This is a genomic window from Pseudomonas sp. PGPPP1 (genome assembly GCF_002255865.1).
In the GTDB taxonomy this organism is placed as follows: Bacteria; Pseudomonadota; Gammaproteobacteria; order Pseudomonadales; family Pseudomonadaceae; genus Aquipseudomonas; species Aquipseudomonas cremoris.
Window position 1 is genome coordinate 193710 of the sequence record NZ_NKIG01000004.1, and the last position, 17403, is coordinate 211112.

The following is a 17403-nucleotide window of genomic DNA, read 5'->3' on the forward strand; positions in this document are numbered from 1 at the left end:
GCCGAAAGCGGTGTAGGTTTGAGCGGCCGCTACTGGCCGAGGCTGTGTAAAAACACTTTCGTTCGGATGCAGTAATCAATGTCGGCGCAAAAAACACGCTCCTACACAATATCCAGGTCTGCTGACTAACCGAACGCTTGCAGATTTAACTTAGAAGCGAGGACTTCAAAACAGAGTCTACGTTTTGACACAGCCTGGGCCGTTTCGGCCTGTCACGACAACCAGTTTGGGTTGCTTTTTGCCATTGCGGCGGTGTTTTTCGTACATTAAAGGGTATTTCTTGCTGTTGGCGAGCGGAAAGCAGTTGGGCTGGCAACTGCTATTTGAAAAGAGCCACAAAAAATTCTTAGTCAAGAATCAGGCCGTAATCTCCACGCAATTCTTTGTCTACCAAGTGGAATCTGTCTAGTTTTAGTTTTGTCCAATGTGACTCTTTAATATGTTCGAGCAGTATTATTTGGAATCCGCCTTCTTGGTCCATTTTTTTTATAAAGCTATTCATCTCAATTAAAGCAGCATCAAGGCTGACAACATCATCGTTTGGTTCCCCTTCAGTAGAGTAATAAGGTGTGCTTGGCTGGTCGAGAATCATAAATGATGGCATCCACGAAACCTTATGCCTCTTTGCAACTTCGTGAATGGAGAGGAAGTAAGCTAGATGTAGATAAAGATAATTAGATGCACTGCCTATGTCGGGCATCTTTTCAATGAAGGACAGGTCTTCCGAAAACAAGTGTATTAGTCTTTCCCTCTCGCTGAACCGAGCAGTAAATTTATCATATCCTTTGAGTCTTAATCTTGTGAGTTTTTCATTAATGAATTCATTGAGCTTTTGCTCCGCTAACTCAACTTTCAGATTGTCTTCCTCAATCACGCTTTTGAGTTGGTCGGCTTTGGTGCGGTATTCTTCCGGATCATAGTTGAAGGTATGGCTGTCCGAGCCGCTAAATAGCTGGATCTTTGTATCAAGGCGGCCAATATACTTATAATATTCTTTCGGGGTCGATCGAGCTTTTTGATTTTTTTGAAGTGCTACCAGGTCTTTCTCAAGTTTTGAAATTTCTTTAGCATTCTCAGAAATCAATTCGGTGACTTCAGCAAGGAATGGAGCTTGTTTTTTGCTCTTCAATGATATACGTAGACGGGTCAGTTCCCTTTGGAGATGATGAATAAGGCTATTCGCCATTTCGGATGGAAATACTAAGTTTGCATTTTCGTTGAAAAATTCAATTGGGCGAAGAGCATCCTCTGCTTGTTTTGTTGAGGTGGTAAGTTCAGATTTCCTATCGGCAAACGCTTCGTATTTTTTATTTTTGGCACGAAGCGAAAATAATTGCTTTTCTATTTTCTCAGCTTCATTTTTTCCAGGTGATGGTATTTCTGAGTCAATTACGACTTCTTTAAGCTTTTGTAGAAGGGTGTCTGTATCCATTGGAATACTATCTAGAATTCCCAAGGCTGCTGCTTCTTGGCCAAGACTTTGAAGTTCATCGGAAAATGCAAGCTTGTTCTTTTCGAATATTTCTTTCTTACGCTCAAATGCTAAGCGCTGCTGCTCCAAGTCGAGTAACTTTGTTTTTGCTGTAGAGGTTTTGACGTTTTCAACGCCAAGCGCCATTCGAAAGGTTCTTTCAATCGATTCTTGATAGCGCCCGTCTGCCGGTCTGATATATAGGTATTCTGGTGCAATGATAGCATTCTGATCTTGATAACTATGAGGTAGAAAGCTACGAAAGGAAACTTTTGAACCAGTGCGTATGTGCCTTCCGCCATATGGGATTTTTAATTCAGAATCGATACCGAAAGCGTCATTTAAAATCTTTTTTAGATTGTCTATTTTAATGTTAAAAAATGGTGTTTCAGGAATTTCCTGACCTTCCGACAAGTAGGCCTGAGAGGTTTCCTCATTTTCCTCTGACGGGCGAGCAATCAAAAGCTCGCGTCCATGGATCTTAATTTTCAATCCATACCAAGTGACTTTTGAATCGATATTCGCTTTGGAGATTCCCTTCGTCTCACTGGCTAGTAGGCAGTAATCAATAATATAAAGAATTGACGACTTCCCTTTGCCCGAATCACCCGTTATGACGTTAACGTGATTCTCCAAGAACTCAAGGTTCCTCAGGATTCCATTTTTTTGCCAGAGAAGAATGTTTGTTATTTGTATGCTGCTCATAGCACTATCCTAAAATTCTGATAAAGTTCTTCGGCGCTTTCTTCTAGTATTTTTGCAAGGCGCGGGGCAGCGATAAAAATTTCACTGCCTAACTGACCTATAGATTTGGAGCAAGTTGATGTAAAGATTTCTGCGCTCAAAAATAATGTGTTTGCATTTAGCGTGGTGATGCCCATCTCGCATGCTAGCAGGATTGTGTTTATTGATGTAATTGACATGTCAAGATAGTGGTTGTTCACAGCTGCAAAGTCTTTTGGAAAAGAAAGTACTAAGTCGCGACTGCCTAAGTGCACCACCTTTTTGTTTTTAAGGATGCCCCTGATTCGCTTGTTATATAGCAGTGGTAAAATCAACAGCGCCTTTGTCAGGTCTAACTGTCGATTTGGTAGGCATGCCAATGTAGCTTGAAACGCTAAAGTGCCAAGTACTTCATTCGTGATAAGTTGGTTCATTTAGAATATAGCTCCTTCCAATCTACCTTCCACCCTATAGAAGGAAGATCGGATAGTGCGATGAACTTACCTTTGCTAAATCCGTCGGGAAGAGAAATGTTTTTTAATTTCAACTCTTTTTTCAAAGTGGCGTCGTAGCACGCTTGCGCGGCAAGTAATGCTCGGGGAGTTTTTTGATTAAATGTACCATGTGTTTGACGATGGATTTTCTTCCAGCTCATTTCACATTGTGCTGCAAGACGAGCATCATCTTGGTGGGTGAAATCTCCCTCCTTTTTCAGATCTCGAATTAAGTCCGCGGTTGCAAGCATTTCAATGCCATGCTCAATGACGTCCTCATGAGGCAGGCCGATATCTTTTAACTGATAGCTGAAGGTACTAGTTAGAAACGAAAGGTCACCTAACTGCTGAAAGTGATAATACTTATCATAAAAGCGGTCATAGTCTACTTCGTTGCTTCGGGAGGACCGCAATATTCGCTCGAACCCCATTTGAATTCTAAAGGTATCATACGTGATTATTACCTTCTCACCGCCGACGATGCTTGCAACTTTATATTCCTTGTAGGCACCTACAACAAATTTTCGTGTATCGTCCAACTTGGTGTTAGGCACAGCCAAGTACAAAAGCTTGTCGTTTATCTGATGAGTCACGGAAGCCGTGTCGGTATGGAAGTGGAATCGCTCTAGGATGAATTCTATTTCTTCTTTTTTTGCCGTTGCTAGCGCTTCCGCGTATTTGAATATCGGATTTGCTGAATCTGTCTTATCTTTCAGTGACTCTTTGGCTTTTATGTCCATAAAAATATCACTGATTGCAGCGATGATTTTTTCTTTGTTAGCTTTTGCTGAGTTAAGTAGTACTATTAGATTTTGGTTGTTGAGGGTTTTATTTGAGTAAATTTGAAATGTAATATTTTTCCCTTGAGGTAGTTCGGGTAGTGATTTTAGCCAATTGTATAGCGTCTTCCAGAGATCAATGTCTCGCTCAGTTATATTGCCTCCTAAGAGGCTATGCTTCACTTGGATGAGGCACAAGTCGTCACTAATGCTTTCGGTGTGGATGTCGTCAAACACCTCCAAACCAATTTGCTCTCCAGGTTTTAACCCCAACAGAGTATTCACAAGCACTAGGTCTTGGTACTCAAATCCTAAAGCGCTTTTATCTGCAGCTGTTTGTTCTAAGTGACCCATACGCATCTTCCTGAAGCTATACGTCTAGAATTATTAGTTGTACATCCTTAGGGGCGAACCAATTACGGGGGCTTGGCAGCGGAATCAAGAAGTGAATACTTCATTCTTCCCTGTCGGACATGCGGTTTGGTGTACGATGAGCCGGCGCGGCCCATAACTACTCTACAGATTGCCGACGCAACCATAATGGCTCCTCCCTGATATGACCGCATCCATATTTATTCGCGGTCCGTAATCCAAGGATAGCATTATGCCATGCCGCGCGATCGACTCGGGTGGCCTCCGTTACTCAAATGCCTCGAATTCCATGAAAGCTGGATCGGTTCCCCAGCCGCATCCAGATCAACGCAGTAGTGAGCCGATAGTGATACCGGGTGGCGTCGGAGTGGTCTTTCAGGTGCTGAGTGAGAAACCAGCGCACATGCTTGAACTGCCAGGTCCAAGGATTATCTCGCTGCCATCGTTGCTGAATGGCCGCTTGCATGGTCCGAGCTTGCCTTAAGTGGCGTTGCTGCGTGACCTTCGAACCGGTCAGCACGCCGCTCAGGAACAGCGCCATATCGAAGGGTTTGCTCATGCTCGGCCACCAATGTAGGCCGACACCACATCGATCCGGTTGTGTCCGAGCTCAAGGCTGATCTGTTGCCGCGCCTGTTGATCGAGGTCGCGGTCAATGCGATAACAGTGGCCACCATTGACCGGTGCGGCGTGCCCGGGAGCTGTTCGTAACGCTCGCAGGCATAGGCCGCTCGCAGTTCATGAAACCCCTTCAGCCCTTGTTCATGCAGCGTTTCGCGGGCGGGGAGTACGGTCTGATGCAGGAACACGGCGTAGCTTTCGTCTCGGGCCAGCAAGTTGCGGCTGCGAGGTGGCGATGCATGACGAGCCAGCTGCAGCGCCGTCTTCACTTCTTCATTGGCCACAACCCATCGCGGAACTGATGCCCCTGAGCGGCCGCCTTTGGTGCCGTCCTGGATGTTGATGCGGCCTAAGTGCTCGGCTTCGCGGTGCATGCGTGGCAGGTCAGCCAGGATCGCTTCGCGCAGGCGCATACCGGTTGTTCGGGCCAACAGGACAATCGCGGCCACCCGCTCGTGTTGCCGTTCGCCAAGCACCTCAAGCACTCGCCGCACCTGTTGGCGGTCTTGGCCATCCGGCGCGCGGGTGCGTACGCTTGAGCGCTGCTGTCCCAACGCCTGGCTCGGGCTGGCGATCCTAACGTCCTGATCACCGCGCAGCGCCGCGAGGGTGCGGTTAACGCTGCTCAGGCGGTTCTGCGCGGTAGCGATACAGAGTTCACCTTGCTGGATCTGCTGGCGCAGGTAAGCGGCGTAGTCTTGCAGCGTCTGTCGATCGATCTGACGCGCATCGTTGTAACCAGGAACGCCCTCTGATCGACACCAACGCACGAACGCTTGCCAGCGATCACTATGCGCTTTGACCGTGGCGAAGTGGCCACCGGCAAATAGATCCTTGAGCGCTTGTGGGCCGGCGTAGCTCAGCTGGCGGCCATAGCCAAAGTTGCGACCCTCACGCCGACCGACCAAGGCCATCGTCATCACCGTTTTCGTTTGTTTGCAGAAAGAGCAGCAAGGCTTTCCAGTGAGGGCTGAGCCTGTCCACCTGCTGCCAGTGTGTTGGGCGGATCAGGAGGGCGTTCTCCTGATGTTGCAGCAGTGCCCCTTCCTCACGCAGTTGCTCGATGAGCAGGGCGAGGTTGGCGGGGTCTAGGGGGGGGTGGCGACAGCGGCGACAGTGGCGACAACCCGCGTCGTTTCTGGCCTGGAGCGTGGCGACAGGGTGGCGACAGAGGCGGCGACACACCGCAATTCTGGCTGTGGTTGATGTTGCGCCTGGTAGCGGCGCACCGCGTCATTGAGGCGAAACATGGCGTACCTCGAAGGTTCTTCCATCGCGGCTGCTCAGCCAGCGATGAGTGATCAGCACGACCAATAAAGAGGCGGTATGGTCAGCGCTTTTGCGGGCAAAACGAGGGCCGTTTCGATTGACGTCGCGGATGGTGAAGTGGGTCCAGCCTTTCTGCACCAGCCAGCGCAGCAGCCGATCCGCCTCTTCGCGTCGGCTATTGACCGGCTCCTATTCGGTCAAGCGCTGGATCTCAGCCAGGTAGTAATCCATCAACGTGGAGGCGCGCTGGATGTGTGCTTCCTCCAACTGACTGGCCTCTTCAACCATGGCCAGCACGCCTGCGATGCGCAGCACATTCGCCGCGGCCTTGCCCGCGACAGGCTGGACGCCGGCCAGCTCGCCGAACTCGCCAGACTGGCACTCGATGGTGTCGTGAATATCGATCCAGGCACGACGGGCACGGGGAGTCAGTTCCAGCGTGACGGGATTGAGTGATCCATCCTTGTGAAGCGACCAGGGCTTTTGCAGCAGGGCGGTGATCCGTTGTTGGTAGCGCTGGACTTTGGCATCTCTGGTCAGGTCGATTGCCTTGTAGAGTCGCTGGCCGGCCAGGCGCTCGGGCCAACTGATAAGGCAGCGGCCGAGGATGCCTTGGCCATTGATCACCGGGTCTTTGTACAGCTGGTTGGCCAGGTAGGGCTGCAGCATCAGGTGCATGCTGAGGCGGCGATCATAGGCACGTAGACTTTCCCCTGCCATGGAGCGCGCCCGGTCGATCGGGCTGCCATCCCACAGTGTCGACAAGGTGGTGATCGCCTTGAGCCGATTCTCTTTGCTCATGGTGCTGCTGCCCAAGAACTGGCCGCCATCATCATTGAACAAGCCCATGCTGGGCAAGCCCTGGCACAGGCTTTTGACCAGGGCCTCAATGGTGGGTTCGGCAATGATCAGTCTCGGTGGTACCGGCTCGGACAGCTCACCGCCTTTCGCCTCAGCACGCTCTGTTGAGGTTTTGGGTTTGGCCATGATGCTGGTAGCGGCGCGATAGGCTTTGAGCTTTTCCACATACAGGGTCCACTGCTGCCGCTCCCAGTCGCGCGCCGCCCTTAATGCCAGGTGATCCACCGCGCTTTTGCGATCACCCGAGGACGCCACCGTCAGTAGGTAGAGGGACAGCGGATAGGTTCGGCCGTCGAGTTGGACATTGGCATGACCCTGGCTCACCAGAGCAGCGCTGGCCAGCACCGATTGCGCGGCCATGGCGCAGGGCACGCCGATCACCTCGGCCAGTCGTTCGACCGCAGGGCCCAACAGATCCCCGAGTGCTTCAACCGGGTAGGACAGTGGTGCCTGCTGGTATTCCAGCAATGGTTGTGGTGGCTCGAATGCTTCGCACAGTTGCATCGCTATTCTCCTGAGATTATCGACTTCGTCCTCACTCATCCCGCCACGGTTGTTGAGTGTTATCAGGGATCAAGGCCCCTGCGACCTGTGAGGTTTGTCCACTCACGCGGGACTGACGGCTCCTTACGACCGGGAACTTGGGCATCTCATGATCTGGCCTCCTGAACACCGATAGCGGTGGGCGGGTGGAGGCTGCACTGGCTGACGAAACCAGTGCCGCGAGATCCTGAGTCAGGTGAAGGCAGTGAGGCGATGACCGGGGCATGCCTGACTGTCAGTCAGGTGCAGTCCATCCCCTGGACTGCGGCACCATCATCGGCATCGCTGTGGCGAGTGAGCATTCGGTGTTTGTTACGCCGATTGTCACGAGGGGGAAAGCCGCAAAGCCCCGTGCGAGCAGGGCTGCAGCAGTGTGAGATGCGCCCGTCTCTTTCGGGGGTAAAGAGACGGGCAATAGGTTGGCGCAAGAAATTTCCAAGCGGATAAGTTGCTGCAGAGCAGCCAGGAGGGGGCATGAGTTGCCGCGGTGGGCATTCTGGAAGATTGGGCATCCATCACATCGCTGTGACCGTGCGAGCCGCCGGACGCTAATCGCACTTGGGGAGAACCGCCACGATGTGGCGTAGCCTCAAAGGTTCTGGCTACCTGGGAGCTGCCAACGGCAGCGCTTTGAGTCTTCTTTCTATCGTCCGCGTATGGTTGGGTCAACCGGACTGCGCGCAGTCGATTGGGCCAACCAGCGGTACTGGAATGCCTTGGTCGTGAGTGGTGTTGGATGGACGATGAGCCGTTCGTCGTCTTTTAAATTTGAGCCCCAGCGCATGGGAATGCGGAGCCTTCCTATGCGCTGGTGCTTGGCCGGAGGAGCGCAGACATGCAGGAGGTTTGGCGACAGTCGCCACTTCTGTCGCCATGCTGCGCGCCACGGATTACGTGGGTTGTCGCCGGTGTCGCCGGTGTCACCAACAGAAATGTCACTGCGTTTGAGGCGTTACGTCTACCGGTGCCATCCATTGAGTGCTTAGCATATCGGCACGGCGTTGCGGTCCTGCATTTGATTGATCGCAGATGCCAGAAGGCTGCCAGTGGCAGCCTTCTGGATGTGCTCACTTTACCAAGCCATCATCGGGCGGCGGCGTTCTATGTCGTCCGCGCGGTTGTACCTGACAGCCTCACCCGCTAATCGTTACACTGCGCGCACCTTGTCAGGCTGGCGCTTTCCCGGCTTGGCCTATTGTCCGCCGTGTTGCTTCGCTGGGCATTAAACCCATTATTCAATTCAGGTAGTCATCAGAAGTGATCACAGGCGCAATCAAATCCCAAGTTGACCAGATCTGGAATGCGTTCTGGAGCGGCGGTATTTCCAACCCCATGGAAGTTATCGAGCAGATGACCTATCTGCTGTTTATCAAACGCCTCGACGAGTTGCAGACGGTTAAAGAGCGTAAGGCCGCGCGCACCGGGCAGCCGATTGATAAGCCGATTTTCAGCCCCTACCAGGCGCATTTGCGTTGGGCGGCGTTCAAGGCTCTGGGTGATCCGGCCAGCTTGTACACGCTGATTGCCGATAAGGTGTTCCCTTTTATCAAGTCGCTGGGCGGCGAAGATGGCGAGTCCACCTACGCCGCGCATATGAAGGATGCGCGCTTTACCATTCCGAACCCGGCGTTGCTGGCCAAGGTGGTGGACATGCTCGACGCCATCCCCATGGAAGACCGCGACACTAAGGGTGACCTCTACGAATACATGCTCGGCAAAATCGCCAGTGCTGGGCAGAACGGTCAGTTCCGCACGCCCCGGCACATTATCAAACTGATGGTCGAGATGATGGCCCCCAAACCGTCGGACACAATTTGCGACCCGGCCTGCGGCACCGCTGGTTTTCTGGTGACGGCTGCCGAATACCTCAACACCCACCACAGCCAGGAGCTGTATCAGGACGCGGCCAGCGCCAAACGCTTTAATCACGACACCTTCCATGGCTTCGACTTCGACAGCACCATGCTCCGTGTTGGCTCGATGAACATGCTGCTGCACGGAGTGGAAAACCCGGCGATTGAAAACCGTGATTCCCTCAGCGAAGGCCACGCTGGCGTGGAGGGCCAGTTCAGTCTGATCCTCGCCAACCCGCCGTTTGCCGGCAGCCTGGATTACGAGGCCTGCGCCAAGGATTTGCAGCAAATCGTTAAAACCAAAAAGACCGAGCTGTTGTTTCTCGCCCTGTTCCTGCGCTTGATGAAGGCCGGCGGCCGCGCGGCGGTGATCGTCCCGGACGGCGTATTGTTCGGCTCCAGCAAGGCGCACAAGGCGCTGCGCCAGATGCTGGTGGAAGAGCACAAGCTGGACGGCATTGTTTCAATGCCGTCGGGCGTGTTCCGTCCCTATGCCGGGGTGTCTACCGCGATTTTGCTTTTTACCAAAACCAATTCTGGCGGCACCGACCACGTCTGGTTTTACAACATGCAGGCTGACGGCTTCTCGCTAGATGACAAGCGCAACGAACTTGATGCGAGCAAGCACGAGAGTAACAACCTGCCCGACATTATCGATCGTTGGCACAGGCGTAGCACCAGTGTCGGTCTCGACCGTACCGCGCAAAGTTTTCTGGTGCCTAAGACTGAGATCGTCGACAACGACTATGACTTGTCGATCAACCGCTACAAGGAGGTGGTGTACGAGGAAGTGCAGCATGAAGCGCCGCAAATAATCTTGGCTGAGCTAAAAGCGCTGGAGGCGGAAATTGCGCGGGGCATGGATGAGTTGGAGGGGATGTTGTTATGAATTGGCGTATGATGCCACTAGGTGAAGTATCCACACTTCAACGTGGATTTGATTTGCCCATTCAAAATAGGCTTGAAGGTGAGATACCTATTTATGCGGCAAATGGCCCGGTTGGTTTTCATAATGAAATGCGTGTTGCTGGGCCGGGGGTTATTACGGGGCGTAGCGGCAGCATTGGAAAAGTACATTATGTTGAAGGCGGATACTGGCCCCTGAACACTTCTTTGTATGTGAAGGACTTTCAAGGAAATGATCCGAAGTATATTTACTGGCTGCTTCGAAACTTACACCTAGATCGCTTTCACCATGGAACTGGCGTGCCGACGCTAAACAGGAATGTCGTACACCGCGAGCTCGTGCCTGTTCCGCCACTCTCCGAACAGCGTCGTATCGCAGAGATTCTAGATAAGGCCGACGCGCTACGCACCAAGCGCCTTGAAGCTATCACCAAGCTTGATGAACTGCTGCAATCCGTATTTCTGGAAATGTTCGGCGACCCTGTGACAAATCCGAAAGGTTGGCCAGCATCTAAGCTTGGAGAGTTTGCTGAGTTCGAAAATGGTGATCGATCATCCAACTACCCTAGCAAAGGTGACATCGTTTCTGGTGGCGTCTTGTTTCTGAGCACAAAAAATATTACGGATCATAGGTTAGATCTTCGTAATACGCAGTTCATTACCGAGAAAAAGTTCGAGTCTCTTTCCAGAGGAAAAATACGAAAAGGAGATTTGGTCATTACCCTTAGAGGAACTCTTGGAGCGTGTTGCATATTTGATGGGGTTTACGATATTGCATTTATCAACGCACAGATGATGATCATGCGTCCTAGGTTGGGAATTAACTCTGTATTCCTGCATTCGGTGATTACGAGTTCCGCTATTCAAGAAAAAATAAAGGGTAGCTTTACGGGAGCTGCGGTTCCTCAGTTAACAAGTGGCGGCATCGCCGAGCTTGGCTTATACAGGCCGCCTACAGACCTTCAAATCCGTTTTTCCGAAATCGCTCTTATGATTCAAGCGCATAGACGAGAGCTATGTAGATCGTCGAGTTTGGTCGACGACCTCTTTCATTCACTTCAACGGAAAGGCTTTTTAGGTGCGGTTTAGTCGAATTGTACTTCAGTCGATCGAGGGCAAATTCCACGGCCTCAATACCCTGAGGTGCTGATCGACGAGGGACATGATCTCCAGCCAGTGTGGTTTAAGCTGGTGGTGCAGATGATCGATCCCTAGAATAATTCGCTGCTGGTGCTGTATCACACTGCGCAGTCGATTTATCGCGGAAAGGTCGGTAAAAATGACATAGATTCAGCTTCGCCAGCGTTGGTATTCAGGCCCTGGGGCGTACCACCATCCTACGGTTGAATTACCGCAATACCGTGGAGAGGTCGACGAAACGTGGTTGCTGTATGTGGCCAAACTCGCGCGATTGATCGGTTGGTGATGACTTACCGCGAGCCATCCAGCTTTACCCGCAGGATTCAGGATTCAATAGGCAGCGTGCGACAGCACCTGGACGAGATGGACTCACAAAAGGCAGCCGGTTGATATGAGCAACTTTGAATTTCTCATCCCCGAATTTAAAGCGCTGGTTGAGCCGGCCAAGGGGGCGGAACACCTAGTGTATTCTGACCCGCGTGCCTGTTGTATGCGTACCCGTCATGCGTTGGAGCAGATGGTGCATTGGTTGTACGAGCATGATCGCGACCTGCGCATGCCTTACGACAACGGCCTAAATCTGCTGCTGACTCAGGTGGAGTTCGTTCGCCTTCTGCCCCCGCAAATTCATCAAAAGACGCGCTTGATTCAGAAGTTTGGCAATCAGGCAGTGCACTCCAATCAAGCGATTGGCTACAGCGATGCGATGAGGCTGGTACGCGAGCTGTTTCACGTGTTGTTTTGGCTGGCACGCACTTATACCCGCGCCACCGACCCAAAAAATATCGACGCTGCATTTGACGAAAAACGTGTGCCTCAGCTCGTTAGCATGAATGAGGCAGTTGCCTTTACCCGTGCGGAACTGAAAAAGCAGGAAGCCAAATTCCAGGAACAGATCTCAGCCCAACACGGAACCCTTGAAGCCCGCGAGGCGGCGATTGCCGAGCAAGCCGCCAACCTTAGTGAGCGCGAGGCGCTGCTAGCGCGACTGGATGCCGAACTGGTTGCCACCCGTGCCGCACTGGCCCAGGCCAAGGCGACTAATATCGCCGTGCCAGATAACCATGATTACGACGAGGCCGACACCCGTCGTCTGTTTATCGATGTGTTGCTGCGCGAGGCCGGTTGGGAATTGGGCAAAAACGCTGACGCCGAAGTGCCAGTGAGCGGCATGCCCAACGGGCAAGGCGAAGGTTTTGTCGATTACGTGTTGTGGGGGGCCAATGGCAAACCGTTGGCGGTGGTGGAAGCCAAGCGCAGCCTGAAAGACCCGGACGTGGGGCAGCAGCAAGCCAAATTGTACGCCGATTGCCTTGAGGCCGAGAAAGGCCAGCGGCCGCTGATTTTCTATAGCAACGGTAACCACACCTGGCTGTGGGACGACCGCCGTGCGCCACCACGCGAAGTACAGGGTTTTTATACCCGCGATGAACTGGAACTGGCGATTCAGCGGCGCAGCCTGCAAACCGATTTGCGCGAACTGCCGATCAATAGCGAGATTGTTGAGCGGGCATATCAACACCGGGCGATTCGAGCGATGACCGAATCCCTGAGTCAGGGCCGCCGCGCCGGTTTGCTAACCATGGCCACCGGCACAGGCAAGACGCGGATGTCGATTGCCCTGATCGAGCTGTTGATGCGGGGCAACTGGGTCAAGCGCGTGCTGTTTCTGGCTGACCGGGTAGCCCTGGTAAAACAAGCCGCCAACGCCTTTAAGGAGTTCCTGCCGGACTCCAGTCCGGTCAATCTGGTCACCGACAAGAGCGGCCAGGGCCGAGTGTATCTGTGTACCTATCCGACCATGATGGGTTTGATCGAGCAGATGGAGGGTGACCGTCGCAAGTACGGCGTTGGCCACTTTGACCTGATCGTGATCGACGAGGCGCACCGCAGTGTGTACCAGAAGTACGGCGCGATTTTCCGTTACTTCGACAGTTACTTAGTGGGCCTGACCGCCACCCCGCGTGACGAAGTGGATCGCGATACCTATCACCTGTTCGGCCTGGAAACTGGCGTGCCGACCGACGCCTACGGCCTAAATGAGGCAGTGGATGACGGTTATTTGGTGCCGCCCAAGGCATATTCGGTGCCGATCAAGTTCGTTCGCGAAGGCATCCGTTACGATCAACTCAGCGATGATGAAAAAGCGCACTGGGAGTCGCTGGATTGGGGTGATTACAGTGCTGAAGGTGATGCGCCTACCGAGGTATTGGCGTCGGAAGTCAACAAGCAGCTGTTCAACGAGCCAACCGTTGACCTGATGCTCAAGCACTTGATGCAAAACGGCCTAACGGTGGAGGGCGGTGACAAGCTAGGCAAGACCATTATTTTTGCGGTGAACCAGAAGCACGCCGATTTTATCGCTCGCCGCTTCAATCATCATTACCCGCACTTTAAGGGTGAGTTTGCGCGGGTTATCACCCATGCGGTGAGTTATGCGCAGACCTTGATTGATGACTTCAGCAGCAAGCTCAACAAGCTGCCGCAGATCGCCATTTCGGTGGACATGCTCGATACCGGCATCGATGTGCCACAGGTTTTGAATTTGGTGTTCTTCAAGGCCGTCCGTTCAAAGGTGAAGTTCTTGCAGATGATCGGCCGCGGCACGCGCCTATGCCCGGACCTGTTTGCGCCGGGTGTGCACAAGCGCGAGTTCGCCATCTTCGATTTCTGCGCCAACTTCGAATACTTCAACGAAAACCCCAAAGGCGCTTTGGGCGGTACGGCCGAACCGTTAGGCAAGCGGTTGTTCAAAGCGCGGCTGGATCTGCTGTCGTTGTTAGCGCCGAAGGACGTTCGGAAGCCTGGTGATCTGGCGGAAACCAGAGGCCGGTACGATGCCTTTGTCGAGCTGCGCACGGAGTTGACCGACGAGTTGCACGACGAAGTCGCGGCGATGAATAAAGACAACTTCATCGTGCGTACCGAACTTGAGCACGTAACCCGCTTTACCGAGCGTGAAATTTGGAATGCGCTGGATGATGCAGCGCTGGGTGATCTGCGCAGTCACGTCGCAGGCTTGCCGAGTGAGCGCGCTCCTGAGCACATCACCGCCAAGTTGTTCGATCTCCTGTGCCTTAATTTGCAGCTGGCGTTACTTCGCTCGACCAGCGACTTCGTGACGTATCGTGACAAGGTGATCGAGCTGGCCAGCCAGTTAGAAGTGATGGACAGCATTCCGGCAGTGCATGCTGAAATTGCGTTGCTTCAGGACGTGCAAACCGACGAGTACTGGCAGGACATCCGCTTGCCGATGCTTGAGCAACTGCGGCGCAAGATGCGTGAGCTGATCAAGTTTATCGAACGCCGCCCGAACAACCCCGTTTATAGCGTGCTGAGCGACGAGATTGGCGAAGCAACTGTAGTCAACCTGAAAGATTTCAATACCGGCATCAACCTGGAGCAGTACAGGAAAAAGGTCGAAGCCTATATCTGTGGCAATGAGAACCATGTGGCCATCGCCAAGCTCAAATTTAACCGGCCGCTGACGCCGAGCGATCTGAGCGAGCTGGAGCATTTTGTCTACGAGTCGGAACCGGTTCAGAGTCGTGAGCAGTTCGAACAGTGCTACGGCACTGACCAACCGCTGACGCTGTTGATCCGATCATTGGTAGGCTTGGATCGCAATGCGGCAAAAGAGGCTTTCGGTCAATTCCTCGACGAGAACCGCTACAGCAGTCAGCAGATTCGTTTTGTTGAAATGATCATCGAGCGTCTAACCCGGCAGGGCGTGATGGAAGCGGGTCAACTATATGAACCGCCTTTTACCGCACTGCACCACGAGGGATTAGACGGTGCGTTTGGCGACGCGGATGCCAACGCGATCATTTCGGTGATTGCTTCAATCAAACGCAGTGCGGCAGCCTGATGGCGACTGACTCAATCGTGGGCGCTGCCCGGTTTGCGCTGGCGTCTGGGTTGTAGCTTTTGGCTAAGCGCTTGGCGACAGTCGCCACTTCTGTCGCCACGCTGCGCGCTACGGATTACGCGGGTTGTCGCCGTTGTCGCCGTCCGGTGAGTCCTCAGCGTATCGACACGACGTTGCGGTCCCTGGTTTGATTGATAGCAGATGCCGACAGGCTGCCGGTGGCCGCCTTCTGGATATGTTCACTCCACCAAGCCATCATCGGACGCCGGCGTTCGATGTAATCCGCCCGGTTGTAGGCGCTTCGAACTTCGTCTTTATCGACATGTGCCAGCGCGACTTCGATTAGCTCCGGATCCCACCCATGCTCGTTCAGGATTGTGCTGGCCATGGAGCGCATGCCGTGGCTGACCAAGCGGTCCTGAAAGCCCATTCGTTTCAACGCCATGTTGGCGGTCTGGCTATTCGCGTGGGTGCGCGGGTTTCTATCTGACGGGAACACATATTCCCTGTGGCCACTATGGGGCTTAAGCGTCTCCAATAACGAGAGTACATGTTCGGTCAGCGGGATTGTGTGCGGACGACGCTTTTTCATTCGCTCCGGAGGGATGGTCCAGATGAGTTTGTCGAAGTCGATGTCTGCCCATCGAGTGGTGGCCGCCTCGGCAGGGCGGGTCATGGTATGAAGTTGCCATTCGATCAGGCAGCGGGTCGTCCGCTTGATGCTGGCATTCGCGATTTCCATCATGAGCACCGGAAGCTCATCAGGTGGTAGCGCTGCCATGTTCTCTTTCTTAGGTTTCTTGAATACCGCTCGAATTCCGCTGAGAGGGTTGGCAAGGATCATTCCGGAATTGACCCCGTAGGTCATGATCTCGTTAAGGCGCTGGCTCACTCGCTTAACTGTCTCGAGGCTGCCTTTGGCCTCAATCGGACGAAGGAGCTTGATGACCATCGGGGCGCTGACTTCCGAGAGAGGCGTTGATTTCATACTCGGAAAAACATGCAGTTTGAGGGAGCGCCAAATATCTTCGGCATACGCCGGTGTGACGGAATCCTTCTTCAGCTCGAACCAGGCGGTGGCCACGTTCTCGAAGGTGTGTTCCGTTTCCGCTCGTTTGGCTTCCTGCAGCTCATTGCGCTGAGCTTTTGGGTCGATGCCCTGTGCAAGCAGCTGTCTGGCCTCAACGGTTTTCTTCCTCGCTTGCGCAAGAGAAACCTCGGGATAAGAGCCGAGTGCCATGTTGATTCGATTCTTGGTGACGGGATGCCGGTAGTTGAAATTCCACTGCATCGAGCGATTGACCCTAACTCGCAGCTGGAGCCCGTCGCCATCCGTGAGGACGTAATCCTTGTCTTTCGGTTTGACCGCCTTGAGCTGGCGGTCGGAGAGGCGGATGGTTTGAGCGCACATGAGAAGTACTCCATGACACCTTTTGGTATTCCCAAGATTAGCGCCGGGGAGTCGGGAATACCATTGGGAATACCAAACCGCCTGGAACTCAAAAAATCTGGAAAGCCCTGAGTAGCCCTGAAACCCCCGTATTTACTGAATTTCAGGCACAAAAAAAGACGTCCGTGGACGTCTTTAGATGATGAAGTGGTGGAGCCGGGGGGATTTGAACCCCCGTCCGCCAGTACTCCGCTGTCGGTACTACATGCGTAGCCGTTTCTATTAAGTTAACCCTCAGCGACCCGAAGGGCAGGGTGCTTTGGGCGAGTTGTGTAAGTTTTAGCCGATTCGTCCACAACGTACTGCACGGCGATTCTGTTCTATATGACAATCACTTTGGGTTTACAGACATCCCCTGGTGATTGCTGGACCCGAAGGTACCAGAAGCTCAGGGCTAAGGCTGCTTACGCAGCGAGAGCGAATTCCTGGCCGTAGTTTTCGTCATTGGCAACTATAAGAAGTTGCAACAGTGGATTTACGAGTTCTGTTACCAACTCGGCATGCACCTAAAGTTTCGCGACCGGCGTCGAATCCTAAACGGCCCCGTGCTTGTAACTCGTTGTTTCATAGTGAGTGACAAGCCTGTGCAGTGTACGCCAAACGGTCACAGAAGGCCAACCCGAAGGTTGGCCTTGAGCGGGCGAGGGGCTACTGGCCGCCTTTCTCGCTGTTCTGCAGGTCCTGTATGGCCTTGGAAGTGATCTCGATGCATTTCTTGTCATCGCCTGCGGCATACGCGGCTTTGGCCTGGGAGACGGCTGTGTCTATCTCGCCGCTTTTGCCACTGGTGTCGGTGGCGAGTAGGGCTTTGCCGTTGTTGATTTTGTCCAGGTTGATCTTGCACAGGTCGGGGTCGCCAGCCGCAAAAGCGGGGGAGGCCAGCATCGCAGCGGTAATGAACAAGCCAGCAAGAGCGGAACGCTTCATAGGGTATCTCCTTGCGCAAAAGGGCTCGACGCTACTGGCGTTAAAGGGCTGCCAGCGACATCACTGAAGGGCCTCGTTCGTTGAGGCCTATGCAGATGACTACGCCGGCGCGCAAGGGTTCTGTTT

At 53.2% G+C, this 17403-nt stretch carries 9 protein-coding genes, 1 other RNA gene and 4 pseudogenes; 3 read left to right on the top strand and 11 right to left on the bottom strand.

Features of this window, described 5'->3' with window-relative positions; genetic code table 11:
• Positions 1-346 precede the first annotated feature (346 nt).
• The 8 genes and pseudogenes from CFE47_RS08490 to CFE47_RS08525 form a co-directional block, all read right to left on the bottom strand.
• Positions 347-2176, bottom strand: coding sequence for a DUF3732 domain-containing protein (locus CFE47_RS08490; RefSeq protein ID WP_286836265.1), 1830 nt, complete (start codon positions 2174-2176; stop codon positions 347-349).
• Entirely contained in the window at positions 2173-2628 is a 456-nt protein-coding gene (locus tag CFE47_RS08495) for a hypothetical protein (RefSeq protein WP_286836266.1), read from the bottom strand. The genes CFE47_RS08490 and CFE47_RS08495 overlap by 4 nt, the downstream gene beginning before the upstream one ends.
• Entirely contained in the window at positions 2625-3821 is a 1197-nt protein-coding gene (locus CFE47_RS08500; RefSeq protein ID WP_286836267.1) for a hypothetical protein, read from the bottom strand. Before CFE47_RS08500 ends, CFE47_RS08495 begins: the two co-directional genes overlap by 4 nt.
• 289 nt (positions 3822-4110) lie before the next feature.
• Positions 4111-4398, bottom strand: coding sequence for a hypothetical protein (locus tag CFE47_RS08505; RefSeq protein ID WP_286836268.1), 288 nt, complete (start codon positions 4396-4398; stop codon positions 4111-4113).
• Positions 4395-5374 (bottom strand): annotated as a pseudogene (locus CFE47_RS08510) (integrase domain-containing protein). Before CFE47_RS08510 ends, CFE47_RS08505 begins: the two are co-directional and overlap by 4 nt.
• Positions 5352-5710: pseudogene (locus tag CFE47_RS08515) on the bottom strand (hypothetical protein). The pseudogenes CFE47_RS08510 and CFE47_RS08515 overlap by 23 nt, the downstream one beginning before the upstream one ends.
• Positions 5694-7094: pseudogene (locus tag CFE47_RS08520) on the bottom strand (YfjI family protein). The pseudogenes CFE47_RS08515 and CFE47_RS08520 overlap by 17 nt, the downstream one beginning before the upstream one ends.
• Before the next feature lie 1021 nt (positions 7095-8115).
• Positions 8116-8256 (bottom strand): annotated as a pseudogene (locus CFE47_RS08525) (integrase); the annotation flags it as partial.
• 134 nt (positions 8257-8390) lie between these two features.
• Between CFE47_RS08525 and CFE47_RS08530 the strand changes: the two are divergent.
• From CFE47_RS08530 to CFE47_RS08540, 3 genes are all read left to right on the top strand, one after another.
• The gene (locus CFE47_RS08530; RefSeq protein WP_286836269.1) at positions 8391-9875 is read left to right on the top strand and encodes a type I restriction-modification system subunit M; all 1485 of its coding nucleotides are present in this window, start codon (positions 8391-8393) and stop codon (positions 9873-9875) included.
• A complete protein-coding gene (locus CFE47_RS08535; protein ID WP_286836270.1) occupies positions 9872-10981 on the top strand; it encodes a restriction endonuclease subunit S in 1110 nt (369 codons plus the stop codon). Before CFE47_RS08530 ends, CFE47_RS08535 begins: the two co-directional genes overlap by 4 nt.
• 442 nt (positions 10982-11423) lie before the next feature.
• Entirely contained in the window at positions 11424-14900 is a 3477-nt protein-coding gene (locus tag CFE47_RS08540; RefSeq protein WP_286836271.1) for a DEAD/DEAH box helicase family protein, read from the top strand.
• A 154-nt stretch (positions 14901-15054) separates the two neighbouring features.
• Here CFE47_RS08540 and CFE47_RS08545 read toward each other — a convergent pair whose 3' ends face one another.
• From CFE47_RS08545 to CFE47_RS08555, 3 genes are all read right to left on the bottom strand, one after another.
• Entirely contained in the window at positions 15055-16311 is a 1257-nt protein-coding gene (locus CFE47_RS08545; RefSeq protein WP_286836272.1) for an integrase domain-containing protein, read from the bottom strand.
• Positions 16312-16498: 187 nt separating this feature from the next.
• Positions 16499-16895: a transfer-messenger RNA gene (ssrA, locus tag CFE47_RS08550) on the bottom strand.
• A gap of 103 nt (positions 16896-16998) precedes the next feature.
• A complete protein-coding gene (locus tag CFE47_RS08555) occupies positions 16999-17277 on the bottom strand; it encodes a PA2433 domain-containing protein (protein WP_286836273.1) in 279 nt (92 codons plus the stop codon).
• Positions 17278-17403: the final 126 nt, after the last annotated feature.

Coding starts and splice junctions, on each gene's coding strand:
- CFE47_RS08490 (WP_286836265.1), bottom strand. CDS start 2,176: ATGAGCAGCATACAAATAACAAACATTCTTCTCTGGCAAAAAAATGGA.
- CFE47_RS08495 (WP_286836266.1), bottom strand. CDS start 2,628: ATGAACCAACTTATCACGAATGAAGTACTTGGCACTTTAGCGTTTCAA.
- CFE47_RS08500 (WP_286836267.1), bottom strand. CDS start 3,821: ATGGGTCACTTAGAACAAACAGCTGCAGATAAAAGCGCTTTAGGATTT.
- CFE47_RS08505 (WP_286836268.1), bottom strand. CDS start 4,398: ATGAGCAAACCCTTCGATATGGCGCTGTTCCTGAGCGGCGTGCTGACC.
- CFE47_RS08535 (WP_286836270.1), top strand. CDS start 9,872: ATGAATTGGCGTATGATGCCACTAGGTGAAGTATCCACACTTCAACGT.
- CFE47_RS08540 (WP_286836271.1), top strand. CDS start 11,424: ATGAGCAACTTTGAATTTCTCATCCCCGAATTTAAAGCGCTGGTTGAG.
- CFE47_RS08545 (WP_286836272.1), bottom strand. CDS start 16,311: ATGTGCGCTCAAACCATCCGCCTCTCCGACCGCCAGCTCAAGGCGGTC.
- CFE47_RS08555 (WP_286836273.1), bottom strand. CDS start 17,277: ATGAAGCGTTCCGCTCTTGCTGGCTTGTTCATTACCGCTGCGATGCTG.